The sequence below is a fragment of the Mesorhizobium sp. BAC0120 genome (genome assembly GCF_033542235.1).
In the GTDB taxonomy this organism is placed as follows: domain Bacteria; phylum Pseudomonadota; class Alphaproteobacteria; order Rhizobiales; family Rhizobiaceae; genus JAWRCU01.
Genome location: NZ_JAWRCU010000011.1, coordinates 1 through 25,031, shown reverse-complemented (window position 1 = coordinate 25,031; position 25,031 = coordinate 1). Strand labels below are relative to the sequence as shown.

Here is a 25,031-nt window from a genome sequence, read left to right as displayed (position 1 = left end):
GGCCGAACGCTCCGGTTTGCAAATGAGCGGCTGTCGCATACATAGAGCGCGACCAACTCGTGCCGCGCGATTGCCGTCCTGGGATAGCGCGAAATCGGAGAAATTCCATGTCCAACGAACCAAGCATGCACGCCACAACGATCGTGACGGTGCGCAAGGGCGGCAAGGTCGTGATCGCCGGCGACGGCCAGGTGAGCCTCGGCCAGACCATCATGAAGGGCAATGCGCGCAAGGTGCGCCGCCTCGGCAAGGGCAATGTGATCGCCGGCTTTGCGGGCGCCACCGCCGATGCTTTCACTCTACTGGAAAGGCTCGAGGCCAAGCTCGAGCAATATCCCGAACAGCTTACGCGCGCCTGCGTCGAGCTCGCTAAGGACTGGCGCACCGACCGCTATCTGAGGCGCCTCGAGGCGATGATGCTCGTTGCCGACAAGAATGTGACGCTGGCGCTGACCGGCACCGGCGACGTGCTCGAGCCCGAGCACGGCGTCATGGCGATCGGCTCGGGCGGCAACTATGCGCTGGCGGCTGCCCGCGCGCTGATCGATACCGACATCGATGCGGAAGCCATCGCCCGAAAGGCGATGGAGATTGCCGCCGATATCTGCGTCTACACCAACCACAACGTTGTGGTGGAAACGCTTGAGACCACCTGACAAGCAGGCCCGGGTCCGCGCGGAGCGCTATCGCTTCCGGCCCGTGAGCGAAGACGACCTGCCTCTGCTTGCGGCGTGGCTTGCCGAACCGCATGTGGCTGAGTGGTGGGGCGACGGGCCGGAGGCTTCACTTGCGGAGATCCGCGAGGCCATGGACAGCATCTCCACCGAGCCCCTCATCGTCGAGCTCTACGGAAAGGCGATTGCCTATCTCCAGAGTTACGACCCGCATCTGGAGGACGACCATCCCTATCAGGATCAGCCCTTCGGCACACTCGGGCTCGATCTGTCGATCGGCAATCCTCGGATGGTCGGCATAGGGCATGGTTCGGCGCTTCTCAGCCAGTTCATCGAGGAGCTTTTCGCGGAAGGCGTTCCGCGTGTGATCATCGATCCCGATCCCGCGAACGCCCGCGCTGTCCGCGCTTATGAGAAGGCTGGATTTCGGGCGATCGGCGAGCGCACATCGATTTATGGTCATGTGCTCCTCATGGCCCGCGACGCAGAAGAGGGGGAGATATGACGGTTCCAGGCGGGTCGGCCGTGCGGCCGGGAGCTGCGGCGGCTACGGCCGGTCTGCTCGTAGCCGTCGCGCTGGTTGCGGCCCAGGCCGCGATTCTTTACGCGATGGGACGCACGCCGATCTGCGAGTGCGGCTATGTCAAACTCTGGCACGGCGTCGTGCTGAGCTCGGAGAACTCACAACACATCTCCGACTGGTACACGCCATCGCACATCATTCACGGCTTCCTGTTCTATGCGGCAGCGCGTTATCTGTTTCCGGGCTGGCCTGTCGCAACGCGGCTGGCGCTGGCTGTCGCAGTGGAAGGCGGCTGGGAAATCCTCGAGAACAGCCCCTTCATCATTGACCGCTATCGCGCCGGTACCATTTCCCTCGATTACTATGGCGACTCTATCCTCAATTCGGTCTCGGACACCCTCGCCATGGTGCTCGGCTTTGTATTGGCGTGGCGCCTCCCTATATTTGCAACGGCAGCTCTTGCCCTCCTCTTCGAGCTCGGCACGGGCTATCTCATCCGGGACAATCTGACGCTCAACGTGATCATGCTGCTGCATCCGTTCGAGTTCATCAGGCAGTGGCAAAGTGGATAGTTTGAAATGAGCACCTTCTCCCCTCGCGAGATCGTTTCGGAACTCGATCGTTTCATCATTGGCCAGAAAGACGCAAAGCGCGCCGTGGCGATCGCCCTGCGCAACCGCTGGCGGCGCCAGCAGTTGGAAGGCCAGATGCGCGAAGAGGTGATGCCGAAGAATATCCTGATGATCGGCCCGACCGGCGTCGGCAAGACCGAGATATCGAGGCGTCTGGCGAAGCTTGCCGGCGCGCCGTTCATCAAGGTGGAGGCGACCAAGTTCACCGAAGTCGGTTATGTCGGCCGCGACGTCGAGCAGATCGTACGCGACCTCGTCGAAGCGGCAATCGGCCTCGTACGCGAGAAGATGCGCGAGGACGTCAAGGCGCGCGCGCACCTCAATGCCGAGGAACGCGTGCTGGAAGCCCTGGTCGGCAAGACGGCGAGCCCGGCCACGCGCGACAGCTTCCGCAAGAAGCTGCGCGACGGCGAGCTGGATGGCAAAGAGATCGAGGTCGAGGTTGCCGATACCGGCGGCGGCATGGGCGGCTTCGAGATTCCCGGCATGCCCGGCGCCAATATCGGCGTGCTCAACATCAACGACATGCTGGCCAAGGCCATGGGCGGCAAACGCACCAAAATGCGCAAGACCACGGTGAAGGACTCCTACGAGCTCCTGATCGCCGATGAATCCGACAAGTTGCTGGACCAGGACGAGGTCGTGCGCAAGGCGATCGAGGCGACCGAGAATGACGGCATCGTGTTCCTCGACGAGATCGACAAAATCGCGGCGCGTGAGGGCGGCATCGGCGCCGGCGTTTCCCGCGAGGGGGTACAGCGCGATCTGCTGCCGCTCGTCGAAGGCACAACTGTCGCGACAAAGTACGGCCCGGTGAAGACCGACCACATCCTTTTCATCGCCTCCGGCGCGTTCCATGTTTCCAAACCGTCGGATCTCCTGCCGGAGCTGCAGGGCCGCCTGCCGATCCGCGTCGAGCTTCGTGCGCTCGAGAAGGAGGACTTCGTACGCATCCTGACCGAAACCGAGGCGAGCCTCATCAAGCAGTACATCGCCTTGATGGAGACCGAAGGCGTGAAGCTCACCTTCACTGATGACGCGATCGATTCACTCGCCGGAATCGCCGTCGACCTCAATGCCAGCGTCGAGAATATCGGCGCACGGCGCCTGCAGACGGTCATGGAGCGCGTGCTCGACGAAATCTCCTTCAACGCGCCAGATCAATCCGGAGGCGAGGTCGTCATCGATGGCGACTATGTCCGCCAGCATGTCGGCGATCTCGCCAAGAACACAGATTTGTCCCGATTTATCCTGTAGTAAGGCGGGGCGGGCGCTTGTAGCGCCCGTTTCATTGTCGGACGGGCCGTCGGCAGGAGATGGGGGATCTTTTGAAAAAGCGAAGCGCTGCTCCCTGCATGCGCGAAAGCGCGCCGGCCCTGACGAGCCCTCGGAGTAGCGGTTGGCGACTGCCCGGACTGGCCATCGCCGCGCTGCTTGCCGGCGCCGTGGCGGCTGCGGCAGCAACGATCGTGCCTCCCGGCAACCGCAACCAGGAGCAGCCACCCGTGCCTGGCGGGTCAGCGTCGCGCACACAGGCGCTCAAGACCACCTATGAGGCGAAGTATCGCAAGGTCTACAAGCTGCTTGCGAACGACAACAAGCTACGCGCGAAGATCCGCGAATCAGCAGCGGCCTATGGCATCGATCCGATGCATATCGTCGGCGCGATCGTCGGCGAGCACACCTATAATGTCGATGCCTACGACCGGCTGCAGACCTATTACATCAAGGCGATCTCTTATCTCGATCAGGCAATCTCCTTCTCCTACGGGGGCGAGAATGTCGACGACTTCGTCCAGCGGCCGGAATTTGCGGCCTGCAGCGGTTTGAAGGACAGCTACGAGCTGTGGACCTGCCGCGAGTCGGTATGGGAAGCAAGCTTCCGCGGGCGCAATAGCTTTCCGAACGACCGGTTCAGCGCCGTTTTCTTCCAGCCATTCTATGCCGGCCAGACCTTCGGAATAGGCCAGCTCAACCCGCTGACGGCGCTCGAAATGAGCGACTATGTTCATCGAGTGTCCGGCTTTCCGCGGCTCGATGCCAGCGATCCGCGCAGCGTCTACAAGACGATCATGGATCCTGACATGACGCTTCCCTATGTCGCTGCGACACTGAGGAAATCGATCGACGCTTACAAATCGATCGCCGGCTTCGACATCTCACAAAATCCCGGCCTCACCGCGACGCTCTATAATCTGGGCAATCCCGAAGCGCGGGCGCGCGCGCTCAGGGCGGAGAATGCCGACAGGCAGGCACAGGGGCTCGAACCGCGCCTGCCGCAAGAGAATTATTACGGCTGGCTGGTCAACGAGAAGCTGCCGGAGCTGAAGGCGGTGTTCTAAATTTAGAGCGGCGGCGTCCACATTGGATCGCCTCGGCTCTATCCTTTCCTTTGCGCTTCGGACCAAAGAGCCCGCTTAGTTTTACGATCTTCGATCGAGCATTGCGGCGATCGCCGTCAGATCGTCCTCGCCTAGCTGCGAAATGCGTCGGGCGAGCTTGTTGGCAAGCTCGGTGGCATTCGGCGAGAGTCCAGCCGTATCGATGACCACGCGCGGGTCTGAGCTGGCAGCGAGCTTCTCCAGCTCATCGGCATCATCCCAGATCACGTTGAAATAGCCGATGATCTTCTGGACCATCGCCCAGCTCGGCAGGCCGCGCCGACCATGCTCCAGCGCCGACAGATAGGCCGCGCTTACACCGAGCGTCGCGGCCATTTCCTTCTGCGACACGCCTTTGACGCGGCGCAGCTCGCGAAGCTTTGCACCGAACGGGGTCAAAGCGAGCGGCCTTCATTGAGGCGGCGCAGCCTGACATAGATAGCACCGGCGCCGCCGTGCTGGCGGGCGGCATTGTCGTGGCCGCTCACCAGTGCGCGAAACAGCGGAGTCGAGAGCCAGGCGGGCACAGCCCGCTTCAGCGCGCCTTCGCTGCCGAAGGACGTGCCTTTTCCCGTGATCACCAGCACATAGCGGAGACCGCTGGCATGCGCGCGATGCAGGAACGACAGCAGCAGCCCATGCGCCTCGCTCTGCGTCATACCGTGCAGGTCGACCCGCGCCTCGATAGGCAGGCGGCCCTTCAGAAGCTTGTCGCGCGTCTGCTTGTCGAAGGGGTGCGCCCCGGATTTTTCCTTGTGAATCGCCTTCTCGGAAGCTTGGGCAAGAACCGGCGCCGCAGTCGACAGCAGCTTTTCCATGGGAGCAGCTTCCACTGCGACTGGTTCGGGCAACGGCACAGCCCTGCCCTTCAACGGCTTGGCGGTTTTGGCCACCATCGCCCAGACGATGCGGTCCTCCTCGCTGAGCTCGCCCCGCAAGCGGCTGCTCATGCGGATTGCTCCGCGAACAATCCGAGCGGCAGAAGGGCATAGAAGTCGGCCGGATGGCGAATGACGCCGGCAATTTCGCCGGCCGCGCGACCCGATCCGGCGAACAGGTCGCCGCGTGCCGGGCCGGTAATGGCCGAGCCGGTATCCTGTGCGATCATCAGGCGCCGGAACGGTGCACCGTCGAAAGCCAGAAGGCTTTGAGAATCAATGAAGAAGGGCGTGCCGAAGGTGTGCAGCAGCCGGTCGACTGCAACGGAGCGGCCCGGCGTGAGCTGGACCTTGGCTGCCGCGATCGGCCCGAGCGATTCGTCCGGCACAGGTGCCTCGCGAAAGAAGATATAGGAGCGGTTTTGCCAAAGAATCTCGTTAACGCGGCCGGGATTGTCGCCAAACCACATCCGGATCGACTGCATGGTGACGTCGCCGGGTGGAATCTCGCCAAGATCAGCGAGAACGCGCCCCGCGCCGGTGAAGCGGTGCCCGGTCTTTGCCGCATAGGTCACCCGGCGGATCGTGCCGTCGGTCATCTTAAGCCGGGCTGCGCCCTGGACATGAATGAAGAAGGCGTCGACCCTGTCCGCCAGCCAGGCGATCTCCAGCCCGCATCCGTCCAGCGCGCCCTGCTCGATGGCAGCGCGATCATAATATTCGACGATGCCGTTGTCCGCCTGCCGGCCGAAGGCAAAGTAGGAGTCAAAACCGGCAGGGCGATTTGTCTCGTCGATATCGATGAGATCGTCAGGGCGCGAAAGCAGGGGAACGGTGAAGCGGCCGGTGGCGACCGGCGAAGCTTCGACCTCCGGCTCGTAGAAGCCGGTCACGAAGCCGCGGCCGCCATCTTTCGGCGCGATCAGCGCAGGACGGAAATGCTCGACGAAAAAGGCGTCGGCCTCTGCCGGACCGACTGCCCCGAGGTTAAGGGCGGCTGCGTAAGCTGTCGCAAACGACCCGGCCTCGACGCCGAGACTGCCGCTCCTGTACGGCTTCTCTAGAAAACGGCAGGCGGACCGCCGGAAGGCCGCAAACGCCTGCGACTTGTCGTCATCGCGCCAGCCGGGGACCTCGTCGAAGGAGACGGGATGGAACAGCGGGGAAAGCGCCACGCCAGATACTCCCGCCCGACTTGTCCCGATCAGTCTTCCGCTTCGGTGGCGACCAGCTTCCAGTTGGGATCGCGCGAGCGCGTGTCACGGGCGAAGGTCCATACGTCTTTGACCTCGGCAACAGTCTCGGGATCGCCATCGATCACTTCGCCGGCGCCATTGCGCGTGGCCGAGATCAGCTCGCTCACGATGCGCAGCGTGATATGCGCTTCACTGCCCTTCATCTCGGCCGAGACGATCTCGGCCTTGTCGATGCCGACAAAGGAGGACTGGATCTTTTCCGAGCGGGATTCGCGTTCGGAGATGGCCGAAACGAAACCGTCATAGACCTCTTTCGAGAGCAGGTTCTTCAAGGTCTTCCGGTCGCCATCCGCATAAGCCATGACGATCATCTCGTAGGCCATCTTGGCGCCGTCGACGAAGCCCTTGGGATCGAAGCTCTGATCGGCGTCCTTGATCGCGCGCAGCCCCCTGTTGAGGTCGGTACCGGGCTTGGCCACGGTATCAATCACCTTATACGCGTCCTCGTCAGCGCCGGGCGACCGCTTCTTGGGTAAAGAAACGACGTTTTCCGTGCCGGAAGTTGCGGGAGCCGCGTCTTTCTTCTCCCGGCTACGCGCTGCGGTATAGGGATCGAAGGGCGGACGCTCATTGCCAGTGCGGCGCCCGAGCACGTTGCGCAACTGGAAGAAGATCACCACGGCGGCAATCAGGAAGAAAATCGTGCCGAAGTCGAAGAAGCCCATGTCTTCCGTCAATATTCCCTGTCCTCGGCGTCGCTTCCCGGTCGGTATGCCTCCGGCGGCAGCAATGCGCTATTCCTGATCAGAGCCACCATATAGAATGGCGGGCGCAATCATTCAAATCAAAGCCGTCCATACCCATCTTTTGGTGAATGTGCCGGCACAGCGTGCGCCTGCCATATTCGACAAGACAGGAAGGCTTGAGACATTTGCCGTTCGTTGGACTCATCCTTATCGGCCTGCCGCTGCTCGAGATCGCGGGTTTCGTGATCGTCGGCAGCAAGATCGGTGTTTTGTGGACGATTGCGCTGGTCATCCTTTCATCGATCGTTGGCTCGACGCTGCTGCGCGTCCAGGGCTTCAGCGTCGTCACCCGGATTCGCCGCGAGCTTGAAGCCGGGCGCGACCCCGGCCGTGAGCTGGCGGACGGCGCCATGATCATGCTTGCCGGTATTCTGCTCCTCATCCCGGGCTTTGTCAGTGACATTCTTGGGTTGCTGCTCTTCATTCCGCCAGTGCGCGAGTTCGTCTGGCGGCTCCTGAAGAGGCGGATTGTCGTCAGCTCCTTCGGCGCAGGTTTCGATGGATTCGGTACGAAGCGTCGCGGCGGCAAGACGATCGATCTCGATTCTGAGGATTTCAGCCGCACGCCAGATCCGAAATCGCCGTGGCGGATCGATTCCGATCGTCGATAAGCTTTCGCCGTCGGCCCACGCCTATCGGAGTGTGAGATGGATAATGGGCTTCCGGAGGTCTATCTGGTCCGGCACGGCGAAACGGAATGGAGCGCATCGGGAAGGCACACCGGCCGGACCGATATACCGTTGACTGCAGCCGGAGAAGAAGCGGCGCGCCAGCTTGCCGCCCGGTTGCGGGGGCTGTCATTCTCGGCTGTGTGGTCCAGTCCGTCTGAACGCGCGTTCCATACCTCCGTGCTTGCCGGGTTCGGCTCGGCAGCACTCAGGAAACCAGAGCTGGCGGAGTGGGACTACGGCGCGTATGAGGGGCTGACCACGAAGCAAATTCTCGCACAACATCCCGGCTGGCGCCTTTTTCGCGACGGATGTCCCGACGGAGAGAGTGTGTCGGCTATCGGGGCGAGGGCCGACCTGGTCGTCGCGGCACTGCGGGAGCTCGACGGCAAGGTCCTGGTCTTTTCCAGTTCCCATTTCCTCCGGGTGCTCTCCGCCCGCTGGCTCGGATTGCTTGGCGCAGACGGAGCACATTTCGTCCTCGATACCGCAAGCATCAGCATACTTGGCTACGAGCACGACCTCACCGAACCGGTGATCCGACGCTGGAACCAGAGGTAACGAGGGACGGCCGGCGCACAGTCAGTTCGGGCGGCCTGTAGTCCAGCGGGGGGTTCACATACCTTGGATCGTCTTCGCAGGATGGGCGAGGATCTCGGCGACCGTCTGCTCGACGGTGTGGGCCGAACTGTCGATCCAAAGCCCTATCTTCGGTGTCTCGGCGTGAAGCAGTTCCCGCATGTGCGTCGCGGCCCAATCGCCGTAAGCCGTCTTCTCGCGCGCTATGTCGCGACTTGCCAGGACTTGCGGCGAAGGGTCGAGGACGACAACGCCCGGGCGAAACCTGCGCAGTCGGCCGACCACATCGAGGAGCGACTTTCCCAGGATCACGTCCTGGTAAACGACCTGGAAGCCTGCGGCGGCATATTCCGAGGCGGCATGGCAAGCGAGTTCGTAGCGTAGTTGAAGCTGCCGCAATCCCTCGGGCGACAAGTCGGGGCCCATCGTCTCGCGACCGTTGACGATCATCTTGCGGTAGATATCCCCACGCAAATGAATGCTTTTCGGCAGCCGCTCCGCAAGCGCCTGCGCCACGGTCGATTTCCCGGCCGCCATTCCTCCCGTGACGACGAGAATTTGCGGAAGCTCTTGGTTCTCCATTCAATCCTGACCTTCACGAGTGGCGACAGCGTCCGGCGCTGCCTGTCTCCGGCTGACAATGCTTGATCCATACCAGCCGGTCTGCGATAAGCGGCGCGCGAAGCTGCTTAAACGCCATGAGGAGCGAATCGGTGGGTCCGATTGCCATCTTCAGTGGTAGTGCTCATCGCGAACTGGCGGAAGAGATCTGCGCGAAGCTCCAGGTACCTTTGCTGCCGACCCAACTCAAGCGATTCTCGAACGGCTGCATCGAGGTGCAGTTGCAGGCGAATTGCCGTGAGCAGGATGTCTTTCTCATTCAGCCGCTGAGCGCGCCGGTGCAGGATCACCTGGTCGAGCTGTTATTGATGCTCGATGCCGCCAGGGGCGCGTCCGCGTCGCGGGTGACGGCGGTAATGCCTCACTATGCCTATGCTCGTTCCGACAAGAAGGATGCCCCGCGCATCTCGATCGGCGGCCGTCTTGTCGCCGACCTCCTGGCGACGGCGGGGGCCAATCGGGTCCTGACGATGACGCTTCATTCTCCGCAAGTCCATGGGTTCTTCAGTATCCCTGTCGACCACCTCCATGCGCTCGGGGAGCTCTCGGATTACTTCCGGCGCTACGATCTCACCAACGGCGTGGTGGTGTCGCCCGATCTCGGCAATGCCAAGAACGCGGCCGCCTTCGCGAGGAGGCTGGGGCTACCCGTCGCTGCCGGTGCAAAGCAGAGGCTGAGCGACACTGAAGTCACGATCTCGATGCTCATCGGCGATGTCAGAGACCGCGACGTCATCGTCCTCGACGACGAGATCGTGAGCGGCGGATCGATCTTGGAACTGCTCCGGCATCTACGCGACCACAATGCGCGCTCCGTCCGGATTGCCTGCACGCATGGGGTCTTCGCGAGTTCCGCCGCGGAGCGCCTCGCTGCCGAGCCGGACGTGCTCGAAATAGTCACCACGAACACTGTCCCGATCCCGGCAGAAAAGCGTCTGCCCAAACTGACCGTATTGTCCATCGCGCCGGCGCTCGCAGAGGCCATGCGGCGCATCAACAACGGAGAATCTGTCAGCGCCCTGTTCAACTAGGCGCGGTGGAGGCCAAACTTCCGGCCCATGCGCCTGCCTGCGAGCTTGTGTTGGTCCGGTCAGCGTGCTAGCCAGCGCGCGTTTTCGAACCGGGCCGCTACAGGCCGAAGACAAAAACAAGAGAAGCAAGGGAACGGCCCATGGCCAATAATGACGAGGCCGCAAAGACCGGCACCGACGCTACCAAGAACGGCAATGGCAGTCAGGCGCAGCCGACACTCAACGTGCTCGCGCAATATGTGAAGGACCTTTCCTTCGAGAGCCCCGGCGCGCCGAATTCGCTGCGCCCCCGAGACAAGGCTCCCGGTATCAACATCAGCGTGAATGTCGGCGCCAATCCGCTCTCGGAGAAAGAGTTCGATGTCAATCTCACGCTCAATGCCAAGGCGAACTTCGACAAGGAAGTGCTCTTCAACGTCGAGCTGGTCTATGGCGGCGTGTTCCGCATCGACGGTTTCCCGCAGGAGCACATGCTGCCGATCCTCTTCATCGAGTGCCCGCGGCTGCTCTTTCCCTTCGCGCGTCAGATCATCGCCGAAGCTACGCGCAATGGCGGCTTCCCTCCGTTGATGCTGGATCCGATCGATTTCGCGCAAATGTTCCAGCAGAAGCTCGCCGAAGATCAGGCGAAAGCCAAGGTCCAGGTAAGCTGATTTCCAGCAATCTCCAACGCCGGAGATTGGCCGAGGCGCATATGGCGGCTCTTCCTTCTCCCACAGGGGCGAAGGGAGAGCTTGGCATCTAGTTCGCCGCAAATCTCAAACGCCTGAGTTTGACGGAGACGCAAAATGCAGAGCGTCTTCTTCCACTATGTGCAGAACCGGGTAAGAATTTGAGGGCAGGCGCGGCTATGGCCGCGCCATTTCAATCATGGGTAGCGTTCAGCCGCTTCCAGATTGCAGCGTCACCGAGCCCTGCAACCATTGCGGCATGCGCGGCGAGTTCTGCTTCGGAAAGCCGTGGAGTGAGCGGACGCGGGCGCGCACCGATCGTGACGGCAGCGATATCGATCTCGATCCCCTGCTGCACCTCCATAGCGGTCTCCAGCACGAGCGAGGCCTGCTTGCCGCCGACCAGCTCGATATAGACCTCGGCCAGCAGCTCCGAATCGAGCAATGCGCCGTGCTTGGTGCGCCGGCTGTTGTCGATGCCGTAGCGACGGCAGAGGGCGTCGAGGGAATTCGGCCCCATCGGATGCTTGCGGCGCGCGATCGCAAGTGTGTCGACCACACGGTCCGGCACGACTGGCAGATGACCGAGCCGCTCGAATTCGGCATTGATGAAGCTGATGTCGAAGGAGGCGTTGTGAGCGATCAGCTTGGCGCCGTCGATGAAGGCAAGGAACTCGTCCGCGATCTGGTCGAAAGGCGGTTTGTCCACGAGGTCTGCGGCGCCGATGCCATGGACCGCCTGTGCCTCGGCATTGATCTGGCGCCCCTGCGGATTGATGTAATAATGAAAGGTGCGGCCGGTGAGAAAACGGTTGTCCAGCTCGACGCCGCCGAGCTCGATGATCCGATCCTGGTAAGGATCGAGGCCAGTCGTTTCCGTGTCAAAGACGATTTCGCGCAACGAATCACTCCGTTGTGCCGAGAATAGCCCAGCCGACAAGCTCAATGCGACAGGGCCGAGGTTTTCCCCGTCAATTCGCGAATGATCGCCTCTACCTGCCCGCGCGCCGCTTCGACGCTTTCGCTGGTGTCGATCACGAAATCGGCGCGCCGTCGCTTTTCGGCATCCGGCGTCTGCCGGGCAAGGATGGCCGCGAATTTCTCTTCCGTCATGCCGGGTCGCGACAGCACGCGCTCGCGTTGCAGCTCGGCCGGCGCGGAGACCACGGCAATCCTGTCGACCCGGCTGGTGCCGTTGGTCTCGAACAGCAGGGGGATGTCGAGCACAACCAGCTGCGCGCCGGCTGCGCGAGCGCTTGCGACGAAGCGGTCGGCATCGGCCCGCACCAGCGGGTGGACGATCTTCTCGAGCCGCGCAATCGCTTCGGCATCGCCGACGACCTTTTTGGACAGCGCCACACGATCGACGACACCAGCGATGGCGGTGCCCGGGAAGGCTTTCTCGACCAAAGGTGCGGCTGCGCCGGCATAGAGCCTGTGCACGGCCTCATCCGAATCGTGCACGGGCACGCCGGCTTCGGCAAAGAGTTTCGCCGTGGTCGACTTGCCCATGCCAATCGAGCCGGTCAGGCCGAGCACGATCATCTGCTCTGCCCGATATCGGCGACCACCAGGGCCCTGAGCTCGTCGGTAACTTCAGGCATCACGCCGAACCATTTGCGGAAGGCGGGCGCGGCCTGATGGAGCAGCATGCCGAGCCCATCGACCGTCTTCAGCCCGCGGCGGGCCGCCTGGGCAAGCAACGGGGTCTCGAGCGGCACATAGACAATATCGGTGACGATCGCGTGATCCGGCAGCAGATCCGGATCGGCCGGCAGCTCATCACCCTCATGCATGCCGAGCGAAGTCGTGTTTACCAGGAGATCAGCTTCGGCAAGAACTTCGCGAAGCGCCTCGAGCCCGGATGCCGTTACGCCGTCGCCAAAGCGGTCCTTGAGCTCGGCCGCGCGCTCCGGCGTGCGGTTGGCGACGCGGATTTCGCCGATGCCGGCCTGCTTCAGTGCGTAGGTTACGGCGCGGGCGGCGCCGCCGGCGCCGATCACGACAGCGCTTTTTGCCTTGCGCCACTCCGGGGCGAACTGGTCAAGGTTTCCGGCAAAGCCCGCGACATCGGTGTTGCCCCCGCAGACATGACCGTCCTCGAGCCACAGCGTATTGACTGCACCGGTCGACTGAGCCGCCTCGTCGCGATAGCCCACGCCGATGAAGGCCGCCTTCTTGTGCGGAATCGTGATGTTGCCACCGGCAAAACCGGACTCAGGCAGGCTCCTCAGAAATTCAGGGAACTCGGAAGGCTCGACGTCGATTGCCCGGTAGCTGCCGTTCAGGCCGTAAGCCTTCAGCCAATAGCCATGAATCATCGGCGATCGCGAATGCGCAATCGGATGACCGCAGACGAAGGCATGGACCGGGACTTGCGGGGAACCGTCAGCCATCGATTGCTCCGAGCTTGCGCAGTTCGGCGAGCAGCGGCAGCAGCGGCAGGCCGACAATGGTAAAATAATCGCCCTCGATTTTCTCGAAAAGCTGGATGCCCTCGCCCTCAACCTGATAGGCGCCGACGCTCGACAGGGCCTTGTCGCCCACGCGCGCAAGATGGCGGCCGATGAAGGCCGGATCGAGGTTGCGCATAGTCAGCTGCGCCACGCCAAGATAGGACCACACCATCTCGCCGTCCCGCACGAGAACCACCGCGCTGTTCAGCTGATGGGTCTTGCCGGAGAGACGCAGCAAATGACGCCGCGCGGCTTCCATGTTCGCCGGCTTGTGGAAGATTTCGTCGCCGAGCGACAACGTCTGGTCGCAGCCTATGACGAGTGCCCCAGGATTGTCGGCGCTGACATCGTTGGCCTTGGCGGTTGCCAAGATCATCGCCACATCCTCGGGGCTCACTCCGCTCCGTTCGAGGGGTGCCTCGACCGCGCGTTCGTCGATGTCGGGCCGTTCCGAGAGGAAATCGAGCCCGGCATTGGCGAGCAGCGCTTGGCGGAACGGACTTGCGGAGGCAAGGATCAGCTTTGCGGACATCTGCTGCTTCCGATGTTGGCGCTAGAGCATGACGCAAAAACGGAGGGCTGAAGCGCGAGGAATCTATCCCGCCGTAAACCCTGCGGCATCTAGCGCGCCTTGCCGCGCAGCGCAACGATCGCTGCCGCCGTCTCTTCGATCGAGCGGCGTGTGACGTCTATCATCGGCCAGCCGTTGCGCGTGCAGAGCTGACGCGCGTAGGAAAGCTCCTCCGAAATAGTTGCCTTGTCCACATAGCTCTGGGTGTCGATCCCGGCGGCTGCACCGAGCACGCGGTTCTGCCGCACCTGGGCGACGCGCTCCGCCGTCGCGATCAACCCGACGATCAGCGGCCGTTTGGCATTGGTCAGGCTGCCCGGCATCGGCACTCCGAGCACGATCGGGATATTGGCGGTCTTTATGCCACGATTGGCGAGATAGATGCTGGTCGGCGTTTTGGAAGTGCGCGAGATGCCGACCAGGACGATTTCGGCCTCTTCGATGTCCTCGGGCAGCTGGCCGTCGTCGTGCTCCATAGTGAAGTTGAGCGCATCGATGCGGCGGAAATATTCGGCGTCGAGCACGTGCTGCGCACCGACGCGGCGGCCGGCGGGCGTGCCGAGATATGACTGGAAAACGGCAAGCACCGGCTCGAGCACGGAAACGCAGGGCAAGCCCATCGCTGCGCAGCGCTCGTCGATGGTGCGGGCAAGGTTCTGGTCGACAAGCGTATAGAGCACGATGCCGGGCTCGAGCTCGATGTCCTCGAGAACATTGGCGAGCTGCTTGTCGGTGCGAATCAGCGGGTAAATATGCTCGATCGCCCGGGCATCCTTATATTGCGCGGATGCGGCCCGCCCGGCTGCGATCAACGTCTCGCCCGTCGCATCGGAAATAAGATGCAGATGGAAGAAGCTTTGCGGTTTGTTCACGATTTAAATGACCTGCTGTGGAAAGCTGTGAGCGGAAGGTGAGTTCCGGCCAGTCCGGCCGAGACGGACTGTATCAGACACACCGCCGTCCACAATTTGCCCTGCGGCGGAACGCCGATTGACTTTGGGGATAAGAGCCGGGAGAGTTCGAGCCATCCCAAGGCATGGTGCCCGATCATGCAAATGGCAGGGAACTAACACCATGAAATCTAATGCGTAATTAGAGTTACCCCCGTTGTTGACATATGCAGATCCAAGGCCGTTCTTGGGCTGATGAAAGTCGTTTCGGAGCCGAAACCGGGGATCGATGCGAACTCCCGATTCCAACAGAGTCTTAGAATCAGAAAACTCTTTTAAGAGATGAATATTGATTTGAAGCGCGAGGCTGGAGACGCCGTGGCCGGCAGGAAAACAGTGCTGGAGGTGCTGCAGGGCAAGGCGGTCTTCCCGCCGCCGATCTGGCTGATGCGCCAAGCGGGACGCTATCTTCCCGAATATCGCGAGACCCGAGCCAAGGCAGGTGGTTTCCTGGACCTTTGCTTCAATCCCGACACCGCAGTCGAGGTTACGCTGCAGCCGATCCGGCGCTTTGGCTTCGATGCAGCGATCCTGTTCTCCGACATTCTCGTCGTTCCTCATGCGCTCGGACGCGACCTGCGTTTCGAGGAGGGGCTCGGTCCGCTGATGACGCCGATTGCAGCGAGCGAGATCGAACGCCTGGACGGCAGTCGTTTTCACGAGAAGCTTGAGCCGGTCTACGAAACCGTGCGCCGGCTGAAGAGGGATCTGCCCGCCGAGACGACGCTCATCGGCTTTTCCGGCGCGCCCTGGACGGTCGCGACCTACATGATCGCCGGCCAGGGCACGCCGGACCAGGCGCCAGCCAGGCTTTTCGCTTATCGACACCCCGAAGCGTTCGCGAAGCTGCTCGCCCTTATCGCCGATTGGTCCGCCGATTACCTTGTCCGGCAGATCGAGGCGGGGGCCGATGCGCTGCAGATATTCGATTCCTGGTCAGGTGTGCTTGATGAAGCGGCTTTCCAGGCAGCTTGTGTCGCGCCGGTGAAACGGATCGTCGCGCGGGTGCGAGAAAGCTACCCCGACGTGCCGATCATAGGTTTTCCAAAGGGTGCGGGTGCGCTTTATGGCGGTTACCGGGAGCAGACGGGCGTGACGGCGCTCGGGCTCGACTGGACCGTGCCGTTGTCGCAGGCGCGGCATTTGCAGAAGGCTGGTCCGGTTCAAGGCAATCTCGATCCGTTGAGACTGGTTGCAGGCGGCCGGGCGCTTGCCGAAGGCATCGATCGGATCCTCGACGAACTTGGTAAAGGGCCGCTCATCTTCAATCTCGGTCACGGCATCACGCCCGAGACACCCGTCGAGCATGTCGAGGAAATGATCGCGCGGGTCCGCGGGAGGACGAAGCGATGAACGAGGCTCGGCACACTGCCGCTCGCGGCGGATCGCCTGGAATTCGAACCGCGGTCGCGCTGGCCCTCTTCGTCGTTTTGGTGGCCGCGCTCTTCTTGCTCGTTCCCGATGACTACTATCTCTGGATCAAGGCGATCCACATCATCGCGGTAATCTCCTGGATGGCGGGCATGCTCTACCTGCCGCGCCTCTTCGTCTACCATGTCGATACCGAGATCGGCTCGAAGCAGTCCGAGACGTTCAAGGTGATGGAGAAGCGGCTGCTGCGTGCCATCATCAATCCTGCCATGCTCGCGACCTGGGCAGCTGGGCTATGGCTTGCCTGGAAAGGTTTTGGCTTCAGCGGCGGCTGGCTGCACGCCAAGATCGCGCTGGTTCTGGTAATGTCCGGGGTGCATGGCTATCTGTCGGCTGCAGTCAGAAAATTTGCCGAAGATCGCAATGAAAGGCCGGCGCGCCACTGGCGGATCGTCAACGAAGTTCCCACATTACTTATGATCGCTATCGTGATCCTTGTTGTCGTTAAGCCTTTCTAGCTTGGCGGCTGTGGGGTTCGAGCTTAGAGCCCTTGCTCTTTCGCTTTAGCGCGGATAGAAGTTGGCCTTCTCTCCCCCGCCTAGCGCCGTTTGTTCCTTTTTGAGCCAGCGCTTCCGGCACGCCTAGCGTACCGCTGCTTCGCCATTTTCCCGAGAACGCCCATGCAGGAAATGAAATTACAGGAATTCAAGAACAAGAAGCCGACGGACCTGATCGCGTTCGCCGAATCGCTCGAGGTCGAGAATGCGAGCGTCATGCGCAAGCAGGAGCTGATGTTCGCGATCCTGAAGAAGCTCGCTGCGCAGGATGTCGAGATCATCGGCGACGGTGTGGTCGAAGTGCTGCAGGACGGCTTCGGCTTTTTGCGCTCCGCCAACGCCAACTATCTTCCCGGCCCGGACGACATCTATATCTCGCCCTCACAGATCCGGCGTTTCTCGCTGAAGACAGGCGATACGGTCGAAGGACCGATCCGTAGCCCGAAAGAAGGCGAACGGTACTTTGCACTGCTCAAGGTCAACTCGATCAACTTCGATGATCCGGAGAAGATCAGGCACAAGATCCATTTTGACAATCTGACGCCGCTCTACCCGACCAAGCGGCTGAAGATGGAGATCGACAATCCGACAACCAAGGACATTTCGCCGCGCGTGATCGACCTGGTCGCGCCGCTTGGCAAAGGACAGCGCGCGCTGATCGTCGCGCAGCCGCGCACCGGCAAGACGGTGCTCCTGCAGAACATCGCCCATTCGATCACGGCCAACCATCCCGAGTGCTACCTCATCGTTCTCCTGATTGACGAGCGGCCGGAAGAAGTGACCGACATGCAGCGTTCTGTGAAGGGTGAGGTGGTCTCCTCGACCTTCGACGAGCCGGCGGCGCGCCACGTCCAGGTCGCCGAGATGGTAATCGAGAAGGCGAAACGCCTTGTCGAGCATGGCCGCGACGTGGTCATCCTGCTCGATTCCATCACGCGCCTCGGCCGCGCCTACAATACGGTGGTGCCATCATCCGGCAAGGTGCTTACCGGCGGTGTCGACGCCAACGCCCTGCAGCGGCCGAAGCGCTTCTTCGGCGCGGCGCGCAACATCGAAGAGGGCGGTTCGCTCACCATCATCGCGACTGCGCTGATCGATACCGGAAGCCGCATGGACGAGGTGATTTTCGAAGAGTTCAAGGGGACAGGCAACTCCGAAATTGTGCTCGACCGCAAGGTCGCCGACAAGCGCATCTACCCCGCCATGGACATCCTCAAGTCCGGCACGCGTAAGGAGGATTTGCTGGTGCCTCGCGCCGACCTCCAGAAGATCTTCGTGCTGCGCCGGATCCTGGCGCCGATGGGCACCACGGACGCGATCGAATTCCTCATCGACAAGCTCAAGCAGACGAAGAGCAATTCCGAGTTCTTCGATTCGATGAACACCTGAGGCACTCTAAGCAGGTAGTGGTGGAACAAGCCACGAATGCGTGCCGAAAGCATTTTGCTGCCACGTGAAATCACTTGGCATCGCACAGATGCCAAAAACAGACAGATAGAGCGGCAGCCGGGATTTGTCCGGCGTCAGCCGCTCTAAGACCGGTGGCGTAGGTTGTCATCGTAAAATCGTAAGACACCTTTGCGCCGCCCACTTGGCTCAGGCGCCGGTCGGCCGCAGCGCCTTTTCCAGCTCGGCTGCATCGTCGATCGGCGGCAGGCAGGCCTGGCCGATACAGAGCCAGGCGGCGGCCCGGCTCGTATCCAGCTTCACCCCGCCGGGCAATTCGACGGGCTCCCCCCCGAGCGGCAGAACGAGGTCGGCGCGCCGCGGGTCTGGGTGGGCGCGTGCCGCCTTCGATAGTGTCGGCCCGGCCTGATCCTCGACAATGACCAGCTTTCGGGCGCTTTCGAGCATGGTGCACGCGTTCACGATGCCGGACTGCCCATAAGCCTGACTGCGCAAGCGCCCTGACGCGGCCTTTGCGATTGTCCAGGCACGGTCGAGGAGATCGATGCGATTGGTCGCGGTGCCGACGCGAGCAAAGGCTTCGATGATCTGACCGGTGGCCGAGGGAATTGCCTCATCGACGTCGCCGCGAATTCGAATAGGCACATCGGTGGCGTCGGACGCCGTCAGATAGTGGCCTTCATGAGCTTCGTCGATGTACCAGCGATCGGTGAGTTCGAGGAAGGCCGAGGCATCGTTCACGTAGGTGGCTTCGCCGGTGGCCTCGTAGAGCGCGATTGCGGCGCCAGCCATGGAGGCGTAGTCCGAAGACATCGCCGGGAACAGCTTTCGATCACCGAGGATCGAATGCGGCAAGCGCCCATCTGCATCCTTCGATTCACGAACGAAACGATAAGCCGATTTTGCGGCCTCCAACCATTCGGGTCGATCGAGGCCCCGCGCTGCTTGCGCCAGCGCTTCAATCAGGAGGCTATTCCAGTCGACCAACACCTTGTCGTCACGGCCCGGCCGCACGCGTGTCTCCCGATGGTCGAGCAGGCGGCCCAGCAATGGCCGGAGACCCTCGCCCGATGCCGCACCATCCGGCGAACTGCTGCGGTGGAGAATCGGCCTGCCCTCCCAGTTTGCCGGGCCCGACAGGGTGTAAGCGGAAAAGAAGGTCTCCGAGTCGGGGCCCAGCACCGATTCGATTTCGGAGCGATCCCAGGTATAGAAAGCGCCCTCCTCTCCGCCGCTGTCGGCGTCGAGGCTTGCCGCGAAGCCGCCGCCCTCGACACGCATTTCCCGCAGCAGCCACTCGACGGTCGTTTCGATTCGATCGCGAAATGTCTCGTCGCCGGTTTCCGCCCAAGCCCAATTGGCGATGCGGATGAGCTGCGCGTTGTCGTAGAGCATCTTCTCGAAATGCGGGACGAGCCATTCGGCGTCGGTAGAATAACGGCAGAGGCCGCCGCCGACATGATCGTAGATGCCGCCGTCGAGCATATTGCGGAGGCTGAGGATGACGGCATCGCGGTGGTCCGTATTGCCGCTTTCGAGCCAGCTTAGCCAGAGCGTGACCATGAAGGGCGCGTGGGGGAATTTCGGCGCCCCACGCAGTCCGCCGAGCCGGTGATCGATCATCGAGTGGATGCTGCCGGAGAGCTGGGGCAAAAAGCTCCGCGCCGTTTCGTCCGCGGCCGGATCCAGTGCCGAAAGCCGTGCAGCGACGTGATCGTTCAGCACATTGCCGGTATTCGCCAGCTCGTCGCGCCGGTCCTGCCAGGCGCGATGGACGGCCCCGAGAACCTGAATGAAACCGGGGCGGCCAAAGCGCGGGTTCTTGGGAAAATAGGTTCCGCCCCAGAAGGGCTTTGCCCCGGGTGTCAGAAACATGGTGAGCGGCCAGCCACCCTGCTCGCCCGTGGCGCTGAGGGCGGCCATGTAGATCTGGTCGATATCGGGCCGCTCCTCGCGGTCCACTTTGATGTTGACGTAGAGCCTGTTCATGAGGGCCGCGACATCCGGATCCTCGAAGCTTTCATGCGCCATCACGTGGCACCAATGGCAGGCCGCATAGCCGACCGAGAGAAGGATCGGGCGGTCGAGCTCCGCCGCCTCCGCGAGGCTCGCTCGAGACCAGGGACGCCAGTGGACTGGATTGTCCTTGTGCTGCCTGAGATAAGGGCTCGTCTCTTCCGCGAGCAGATTGGCCTGTGGTAGGGGCACGGGTCGCTTTCTGGGATTGGCCGTTCGGATCTAGCCGGACATTTTGAGGGTTTTTCCCAAATGGCTGGTTAGTTCCTGTTGTTACAGGTTCTTACAGGTCTGACCGCAGACTCCCTGGGACAGGTTGCGGGACCTGCTGGCGAAGTTAGGGCGACGTGGAGGCCGCGGCAAATGCAATTCCCGGACACGATTTTTGCGTTGTCGAGCGGCAGGCCGCCATCGGGCGTCGCGGTTATCAGGCTGTCGGGTCCCCATTCGCGATTGGCGCTGGAGGCGATCGCCGGAAAAGTGCCGCCGGCACGGCGAGCCGTTCTGTCGGATTTTCGGTCGACAAGCGGCGATCTGATCGATCGAGGCCTCGTGTTGTTCTTTGCTGAACCCGCTAGCTTTACGGGAGAAGATTGTGCCGAGCTGCACGTCCATGGCGGGCGGGCAGTGGTCGACGCGATGACCGGGGCGCTTTCGCGCATCCCTGGCCTGCGTGCTGCAGAAGCGGGTGAATTCACCCGCCGGGCCTTTCTCAACGGCAAGATGGACCTGACCGAGGCTGAAGCGCTGGCCGACTTGATTTCGGCCGAGACGGAGGCGCAGCGGCGCTTTTCAGTGGTGAGTGCCGGCGGCGCACAAAGCTCGATCTATACCGGCTGGCGCAAGCGCATCGTGCATGCGCGGGCGATGATCGAAGCCGAGCTCGATTTCGCCGACGAAGGCGATGTCCCCGGCTCCGTCTCCGATCAGGTCTGGCAGGACGTCGCTGCGCTGGTCGGCGAGATCGGGACGCATGTGGAAGGTTTCCACCGTGCGGAGATTATCCGGGAGGGCTATTCCGTCGTGATTGCTGGCGCGCCCAATGCCGGCAAGTCGAGCCTAATCAATGCGCTGGCGCGCCGCGACGTCGCGATCGTCACCGACGAACCGGGCACAACGCGGGACCTCGTGCATGTCGCCCTCGATCTTGACGGGGTAAAGGTGGTGGTGACCGACACGGCCGGAATTCGTGAGGGCGCGGGGAAGGTCGAGACGATTGGCATTGAGCGGGCGCTGGAGAGCGTGCGTAAGGCAGACCTTGTGGTGCTGCTGGAAGACATGAGCACCCCGGCAGGGTTAACGTTTCCTGAATCACAGGCGGAGAGGCTGAGGGTCGGCAGCAAGGCCGATCTGGTCGACCGCCGCTTGGTGTCTGCCGGCGGCCATTTCGACCTGACGATCTCCGTCAAGACCGGAGAGGGTGTCGACCAGCTTCTTGGGCTGATCGCGAACAAGGCAGGAGCGGCAATCGGCGCGGTCGAAAGCCTGCTTCCGGCTCGAGCTCGTCATGTCGCCCTGCTCAGGGAAGCCGCGGGGCGCCTGACCGGGTCGCTTAGGGAAGGTGCGGACCTCGAGGTGCGTGCCGAGGAGCTTCGGCTCGCAAGCCAAGCTTTCGGGAAAATTGCCGGCACCGTGGATGTGGAGGAGGTGCTCGGGGTCATCTTCTCGGAGTTCTGTATCGGCAAGTGATTCACGTGAAACAGACGGCGAGGGGACGGTGATCGGCGACGGGCCGCCGGATTCACGTGAAACACTGCACATGCGGCGCCATGAATTTGGCGTTTGCAGCTATCTGACGGTGAAGAACTGCGGAAACAGACGTTTCCCTGGGAAGTGCGGAAGGTAAGTGCCCTACGTCGCCCCCCTCTGTCCTGCCGGACATCTCCACCACGAGGGGCGAGATCGGCCGTCATCAGCGGTTTCGCCAATCTCAGACGCTGACCATTGACGAAATCCAAGCGGCCGTCCGACCTCCCCCCATGGGGAGAAGATGTCCGGCAGGACAGGGGGGCGCTGTCAGCCTTGCCGCGGTAAAGTCAGGCGCGCGTCTCGCACGTGGCAATGTGCCCGCCATAGCACGGTCCTAATTCTCCTTTTTGCGCTGGGTCCTGCGCAAAAAGCTCACAGCGGCTCGCCGGATGTGTGCATGATTGCCGCCAAAATGTTTCACGTGAATCCGAAACGATCCCCGCACAACTTGACAAAGCGGCGCTTGAGGACGAAGGGCTGGCCTATGCAGAAGTTCGATGTCATCGTCATCGGGGGCGGTCATGCCGGCTGTGAAGCCGCGGCCGCATCGGCGCGGGCCGGCGCCGAGACCGCGCTTGTCACCCTCAGCGCCGACACGATCGGCGTGATGTCCTGCAACCCGGCAATCGGCGGACTCGGCAAAGGCCACCTCGTCCGCGAGATCGATGCGCTGGACGGGCTGATGGGACGGGTCGCCGACGCAGCCGGCATTCAGTTCCGATTGCTCAATCGCCGCAAGGGCCCCGCTGTGCGCGGTCCGCGCACCCAGGCCGATCGCAGGCTTTACCGCAACGCCATGCGCGCCGCGATCGATTCGCAGCCGAAACTTACTGTGGTCGAAGGAGAAGTGGTCGATCTGTCGATAGCCGAAGGACGCGTTGCCGGGGTCGCGATGGCGGATGGGCGCCTGCTCTCTTGCGGTGCCGTCGTGCTGACGACCGGCACATTCCTGCGCGGGCTGATCCATATCGGAGAGCGCAAATTTCCAGCGGGCCGAATGAATGAAAAGGCGTCGGTGGGACTGTCTGGGACCTTCGTCCGCGCCGGATTCAAGCTCGGCCGGCTGAAGACGGGCACCCCGCCGAGGCTCGACGGGCGCAGTATCGATTGGGCGTCGCTGGACATGCAGGCTGCGGATGAGGTGCCAGCCTTCTTCTCGCTTATGACCGATCGTCTGGCAAACCGGCAGATCGCCTGCGGGGTCACCCGTACGACGCCGGCAACACATGAAGTGATAAGAGCCAATCTCAGCCGCTCCGCCATGTATTCCGGGTCGATCGAAGGCATCGGGCCGCGTTATTGCCCATCGATCGAGGACAAGATCGTCAAATTCGGCGATCGCGACGGCCATCAGATCTTCCTCGAGCCTGAGGGGCTCAAGGACGATACGATCTATCCCAACGGAATCTCGACTTCGCTGCCGGAGGAAGTCCAGCTCGACATATTGAAGACGATTCCCGGGCTTGAACGGGCCAGCATGCTGCAGCCCGGCTATGCGATAGAATATGATCACATAGATCCGCGCGAGCTATCTAAGTCATTGGAAACACAGCGCATTTCTGGCCTTTTCCTGGCTGGGCAGATCAACGGCACGACGGGTTATGAGGAGGCTGCTGCACAGGGCATTGTCGCCGGCATCAATGCGGCGCGCAAAGCTTCCGACGCCGGCGAGATGAGCTTCGGGCGAGCCGACGCCTATATCGGCGTGATGATCGACGACCTCACCAGCAACGGGATCACCGAGCCCTACCGCATGTTTACCTCGCGCGCCGAGTTTCGACTGTCGCTGCGTGCCGACAATGCAGACGATCGGCTGACTCCCCTCGGGATGAAACTCGGGATCGTCCAGTCCGAGCGGGCAGGCCGGTTCAGGTCAAGACAGGACGCATTGGGGCGCGCACGAACGCTGGCTAAGAGCCTGACGCTCACCCCGAACGAAGCGGCCCGATTCGGACTCGAAATGAATCGCGATGGGGTTCGTCGATCAGCATTCGATCTTCTTGCCTATCGTGACGTCGATCTGGAGCGGCTCAAGACGATCTGGCCGGAACTTGGCGGCATCGACGAGCGGTCGGCAGAGGCGCTCGAGACCGAAGCGAAATATGCGGTTTATCTCGACCGCCAGGCCGCCGACGCGGCGGTCGTGCGTCGAGAAGAAGCTCGGTCCATCCCTGCTGATCTGGACTTCACGGACCTTCCCGGTCTTTCGAACGAACTCAAACAGAAGATGCGTATCCGCAAGCCGCGGTCAATTGCCGAGGCGCAGCGCATCGATGGCATGACGCCCGCGGCGCTCGGGCTGATCCTGGCATATATAAGGAATGCCGAGATCGAGCTGCGGAAAGGGGCGGCGTGAGCCGGGGCGAGAACAGTCCAGCGGTGGCGGTCGACTGAAAGAGCAAGGCCAACTACTGAAGGCATGTGTCAGATATGTCCTGAAGGCAATGTGTCGGACATGTCGCCCAGAGCCTTCGGGTTTTTGAGTTTACGTCACCCGCCCCTCCCTGTCGGGAAAAGCCACTGGGTGAAGAAGGCGTTCAGCTGAAAGCTAATCACCGAACCCGGAGGATTGGCTGAAGCGGAAATGCGAGGCTCCCCCTTCTCCCCTTGTTGGCTAGAGTGCGCTCACATGTGATTTTCGACCAATAAAATCAATGGCTTAGCGGAACGCGGGGTGAAGGGGCGGATTTGTCGACAGTCGGGCGCAACAGCCTGGAAAAGGTGCCTTCCCCGGTCTCCGGCCCGTCGAAGAAGCGGCGCCTCCGAATCAGATGTGTGCGCACGCTAGCCCCTTGTGTGCAAGGTGGATCGGCGCGCAGCGCCGAGACGGAGTAGGGGTTTGCAGGGCGCGTTGCCAGAGAAAGCGCTCGATGATGGTGTCTCAGGCGCTGGTGAACTCCTCAGCACCTGGTCTCTCCAGAAGCACAGCACGCGATGCGCGCATCGAGTTCGCTAATGCAACTTGACACCTCAGATAGTCGCTCATCCGTCCCGGCGCTTCGCGCTGAGCCACCTTCTCCCACAGGGGAGCCACAGGGGATAAGGAGGAGCTTGGCATTTGGGTCGTACTACGCCCCGACGATGCGCAGAGGCCATTTAGGTCGGTGTCAACCGAATTGCAGGACACCCAGGCCAGTGCGCAATGTCGGTTGCCTCTCCCGGCTTCCGCAGGGCTGTCCGGGGAAAATTTCTGGTGAATCGAAATGCCGCAGGCGCATGCCCCGCAAGACGGGGATTTTCCGTCTACCTTCTGGTTGTCGAGACTCAGAAAGGGGACGGGGCATGCGCTTTTCA

At 62.0% G+C, this 25,031-nt stretch carries 25 protein-coding genes; 14 read left to right on the top strand and 11 right to left on the bottom strand.

Features of this window, described 5'->3' with window-relative positions:
• Positions 1–107: 107 nt before the first annotated feature.
• The 5 genes from hslV to SAZ10_RS22370 all read left to right on the top strand — a co-directional run bounded on the left by hslV (position 108) and on the right by SAZ10_RS22370 (position 4,171).
• The gene (gene hslV, locus SAZ10_RS22390) at positions 108–656 is read left to right on the top strand and encodes an ATP-dependent protease subunit HslV (protein ID WP_318611599.1); all 549 of its coding nucleotides are present in this window, start codon (positions 108–110) and stop codon (positions 654–656) included.
• Positions 643–1,179, top strand: a complete 537-nt coding sequence (locus SAZ10_RS22385; protein WP_318611598.1) for a GNAT family N-acetyltransferase — start codon at positions 643–645, stop codon at positions 1,177–1,179. The genes hslV and SAZ10_RS22385 overlap by 14 nt, the downstream gene beginning before the upstream one ends.
• Positions 1,176–1,769 (top strand): DUF2585 domain-containing protein, encoded by a 594-nt coding sequence (locus tag SAZ10_RS22380; protein ID WP_318611597.1) that lies wholly within the window; start codon positions 1,176–1,178, stop codon positions 1,767–1,769. The genes SAZ10_RS22385 and SAZ10_RS22380 overlap by 4 nt, the downstream gene beginning before the upstream one ends.
• Before the next feature lie 6 nt (positions 1,770–1,775).
• Positions 1,776–3,086 carry an ATP-dependent protease ATPase subunit HslU gene (gene hslU, locus SAZ10_RS22375; protein WP_318611596.1) on the top strand — a complete coding sequence of 437 codons (1,311 nt, stop codon included), beginning with the start codon at positions 1,776–1,778 and terminating at the stop codon, positions 3,084–3,086.
• A 98-nt stretch (positions 3,087–3,184) separates the two neighbouring features.
• Positions 3,185–4,171, top strand: a complete 987-nt coding sequence (locus tag SAZ10_RS22370) for a DUF1402 family protein (RefSeq protein WP_318611800.1) — start codon at positions 3,185–3,187, stop codon at positions 4,169–4,171.
• 81 nt (positions 4,172–4,252) lie between these two features.
• On the opposite strand, the gene SAZ10_RS22365 is transcribed toward SAZ10_RS22370, so the two are convergent.
• From SAZ10_RS22365 to SAZ10_RS22350, 4 genes are read right to left on the bottom strand one after another with little or no spacing between them, the layout of a single operon-like run.
• On the bottom strand, positions 4,253–4,609 hold the full coding sequence (locus SAZ10_RS22365) for a helix-turn-helix domain-containing protein (protein ID WP_318611595.1): 357 nt from the start codon (positions 4,607–4,609) through the stop codon (positions 4,253–4,255).
• A complete protein-coding gene (locus SAZ10_RS22360; RefSeq protein ID WP_318611594.1) occupies positions 4,606–5,160 on the bottom strand; it encodes a Smr/MutS family protein in 555 nt (184 codons plus the stop codon). Before SAZ10_RS22360 ends, SAZ10_RS22365 begins: the two co-directional genes overlap by 4 nt.
• Positions 5,157–6,263 (bottom strand): murein transglycosylase A, encoded by a 1,107-nt coding sequence (locus SAZ10_RS22355; protein ID WP_318611593.1) that lies wholly within the window; start codon positions 6,261–6,263, stop codon positions 5,157–5,159. The genes SAZ10_RS22360 and SAZ10_RS22355 overlap by 4 nt, the downstream gene beginning before the upstream one ends.
• A gap of 29 nt (positions 6,264–6,292) precedes the next feature.
• Positions 6,293–7,009 carry a Tim44/TimA family putative adaptor protein gene (locus SAZ10_RS22350; protein WP_318611799.1) on the bottom strand — a complete coding sequence of 239 codons (717 nt, stop codon included), beginning with the start codon at positions 7,007–7,009 and terminating at the stop codon, positions 6,293–6,295.
• A gap of 206 nt (positions 7,010–7,215) precedes the next feature.
• On the opposite strand from SAZ10_RS22350, the gene SAZ10_RS22345 reads away from it, so the two are divergent.
• Positions 7,216–7,701 (top strand): FxsA family protein, encoded by a 486-nt coding sequence (locus SAZ10_RS22345; RefSeq protein WP_318611592.1) that lies wholly within the window; start codon positions 7,216–7,218, stop codon positions 7,699–7,701.
• A gap of 36 nt (positions 7,702–7,737) precedes the next feature.
• Entirely contained in the window at positions 7,738–8,319 is a 582-nt protein-coding gene (locus SAZ10_RS22340) for a histidine phosphatase family protein (protein ID WP_318611591.1), read from the top strand.
• Between the two features lie 54 nt (positions 8,320–8,373).
• Here the strand turns inward: SAZ10_RS22340 and SAZ10_RS22335 are convergent, their stop codons facing one another.
• Positions 8,374–8,919 (bottom strand): AAA family ATPase, encoded by a 546-nt coding sequence (locus tag SAZ10_RS22335; RefSeq protein ID WP_318611590.1) that lies wholly within the window; start codon positions 8,917–8,919, stop codon positions 8,374–8,376.
• Between the two features lie 131 nt (positions 8,920–9,050).
• On the opposite strand from SAZ10_RS22335, the gene SAZ10_RS22330 reads away from it, so the two are divergent.
• Positions 9,051–9,989 carry a ribose-phosphate pyrophosphokinase gene (locus SAZ10_RS22330; RefSeq protein WP_318611589.1) on the top strand — a complete coding sequence of 313 codons (939 nt, stop codon included), beginning with the start codon at positions 9,051–9,053 and terminating at the stop codon, positions 9,987–9,989.
• Positions 9,990–10,129: 140 nt separating this feature from the next.
• The gene (gene secB, locus SAZ10_RS22325) at positions 10,130–10,642 is read left to right on the top strand and encodes a protein-export chaperone SecB (RefSeq protein ID WP_318611588.1); all 513 of its coding nucleotides are present in this window, start codon (positions 10,130–10,132) and stop codon (positions 10,640–10,642) included.
• Between the two features lie 211 nt (positions 10,643–10,853).
• Here secB and dnaQ read toward each other — a convergent pair whose 3' ends face one another.
• The 5 genes from dnaQ to SAZ10_RS22300 all read right to left on the bottom strand — a co-directional run bounded on the left by dnaQ (position 10,854) and on the right by SAZ10_RS22300 (position 14,559).
• On the bottom strand, positions 10,854–11,561 hold the full coding sequence (dnaQ, locus tag SAZ10_RS22320; RefSeq protein ID WP_318611587.1) for a DNA polymerase III subunit epsilon: 708 nt from the start codon (positions 11,559–11,561) through the stop codon (positions 10,854–10,856).
• A 41-nt stretch (positions 11,562–11,602) separates the two neighbouring features.
• Positions 11,603–12,205 carry a dephospho-CoA kinase gene (gene coaE, locus SAZ10_RS22315; RefSeq protein ID WP_318611586.1) on the bottom strand — a complete coding sequence of 201 codons (603 nt, stop codon included), beginning with the start codon at positions 12,203–12,205 and terminating at the stop codon, positions 11,603–11,605.
• A complete protein-coding gene (locus SAZ10_RS22310; RefSeq protein ID WP_318611585.1) occupies positions 12,202–13,056 on the bottom strand; it encodes a shikimate dehydrogenase in 855 nt (284 codons plus the stop codon). The genes coaE and SAZ10_RS22310 overlap by 4 nt, the downstream gene beginning before the upstream one ends.
• Positions 13,049–13,648, bottom strand: a complete 600-nt coding sequence (locus SAZ10_RS22305; protein WP_318611584.1) for a Maf-like protein — start codon at positions 13,646–13,648, stop codon at positions 13,049–13,051. Before SAZ10_RS22305 ends, SAZ10_RS22310 begins: the two co-directional genes overlap by 8 nt.
• Before the next feature lie 89 nt (positions 13,649–13,737).
• On the bottom strand, positions 13,738–14,559 hold the full coding sequence (locus SAZ10_RS22300) for a pyruvate, water dikinase regulatory protein (RefSeq protein WP_318611583.1): 822 nt from the start codon (positions 14,557–14,559) through the stop codon (positions 13,738–13,740).
• A 396-nt stretch (positions 14,560–14,955) separates the two neighbouring features.
• Here SAZ10_RS22300 and hemE point away from each other — a divergent pair, with 396 nt between their 5' ends.
• The 3 genes from hemE to rho all read left to right on the top strand — a co-directional run bounded on the left by hemE (position 14,956) and on the right by rho (position 17,954).
• On the top strand, positions 14,956–15,990 hold the full coding sequence (hemE, locus tag SAZ10_RS22295; protein ID WP_318611582.1) for a uroporphyrinogen decarboxylase: 1,035 nt from the start codon (positions 14,956–14,958) through the stop codon (positions 15,988–15,990).
• Positions 15,987–16,526 carry a protoporphyrinogen oxidase HemJ gene (gene hemJ, locus SAZ10_RS22290; protein ID WP_318611581.1) on the top strand — a complete coding sequence of 180 codons (540 nt, stop codon included), beginning with the start codon at positions 15,987–15,989 and terminating at the stop codon, positions 16,524–16,526. Before hemE ends, hemJ begins: the two co-directional genes overlap by 4 nt.
• A 162-nt stretch (positions 16,527–16,688) precedes the next feature.
• Entirely contained in the window at positions 16,689–17,954 is a 1,266-nt protein-coding gene (rho, locus tag SAZ10_RS22285) for a transcription termination factor Rho (protein ID WP_318611580.1), read from the top strand.
• Positions 17,955–18,161: 207 nt separating this feature from the next.
• On the opposite strand, the gene SAZ10_RS22280 is transcribed toward rho, so the two are convergent.
• Complete coding sequence (locus tag SAZ10_RS22280; protein WP_318611579.1) at positions 18,162–20,180, bottom strand: thioredoxin domain-containing protein; 2,019 nt, start codon at positions 20,178–20,180, stop codon at positions 18,162–18,164.
• Positions 20,181–20,351: 171 nt separating this feature from the next.
• Between SAZ10_RS22280 and mnmE the strand changes: the two genes are divergently transcribed.
• Entirely contained in the window at positions 20,352–21,677 is a 1,326-nt protein-coding gene (mnmE, locus tag SAZ10_RS22275) for a tRNA uridine-5-carboxymethylaminomethyl(34) synthesis GTPase MnmE (RefSeq protein WP_318611578.1), read from the top strand.
• Positions 21,678–22,221: 544 nt separating this feature from the next.
• Positions 22,222–24,093: a tRNA uridine-5-carboxymethylaminomethyl(34) synthesis enzyme MnmG gene (gene mnmG / locus SAZ10_RS22270; protein WP_318611577.1), complete on the top strand. Its 1,872-nt coding sequence runs from the start codon at positions 22,222–22,224 to the stop codon at positions 24,091–24,093.
• The last annotated feature ends 938 nt before the right edge of the window (positions 24,094–25,031 follow it).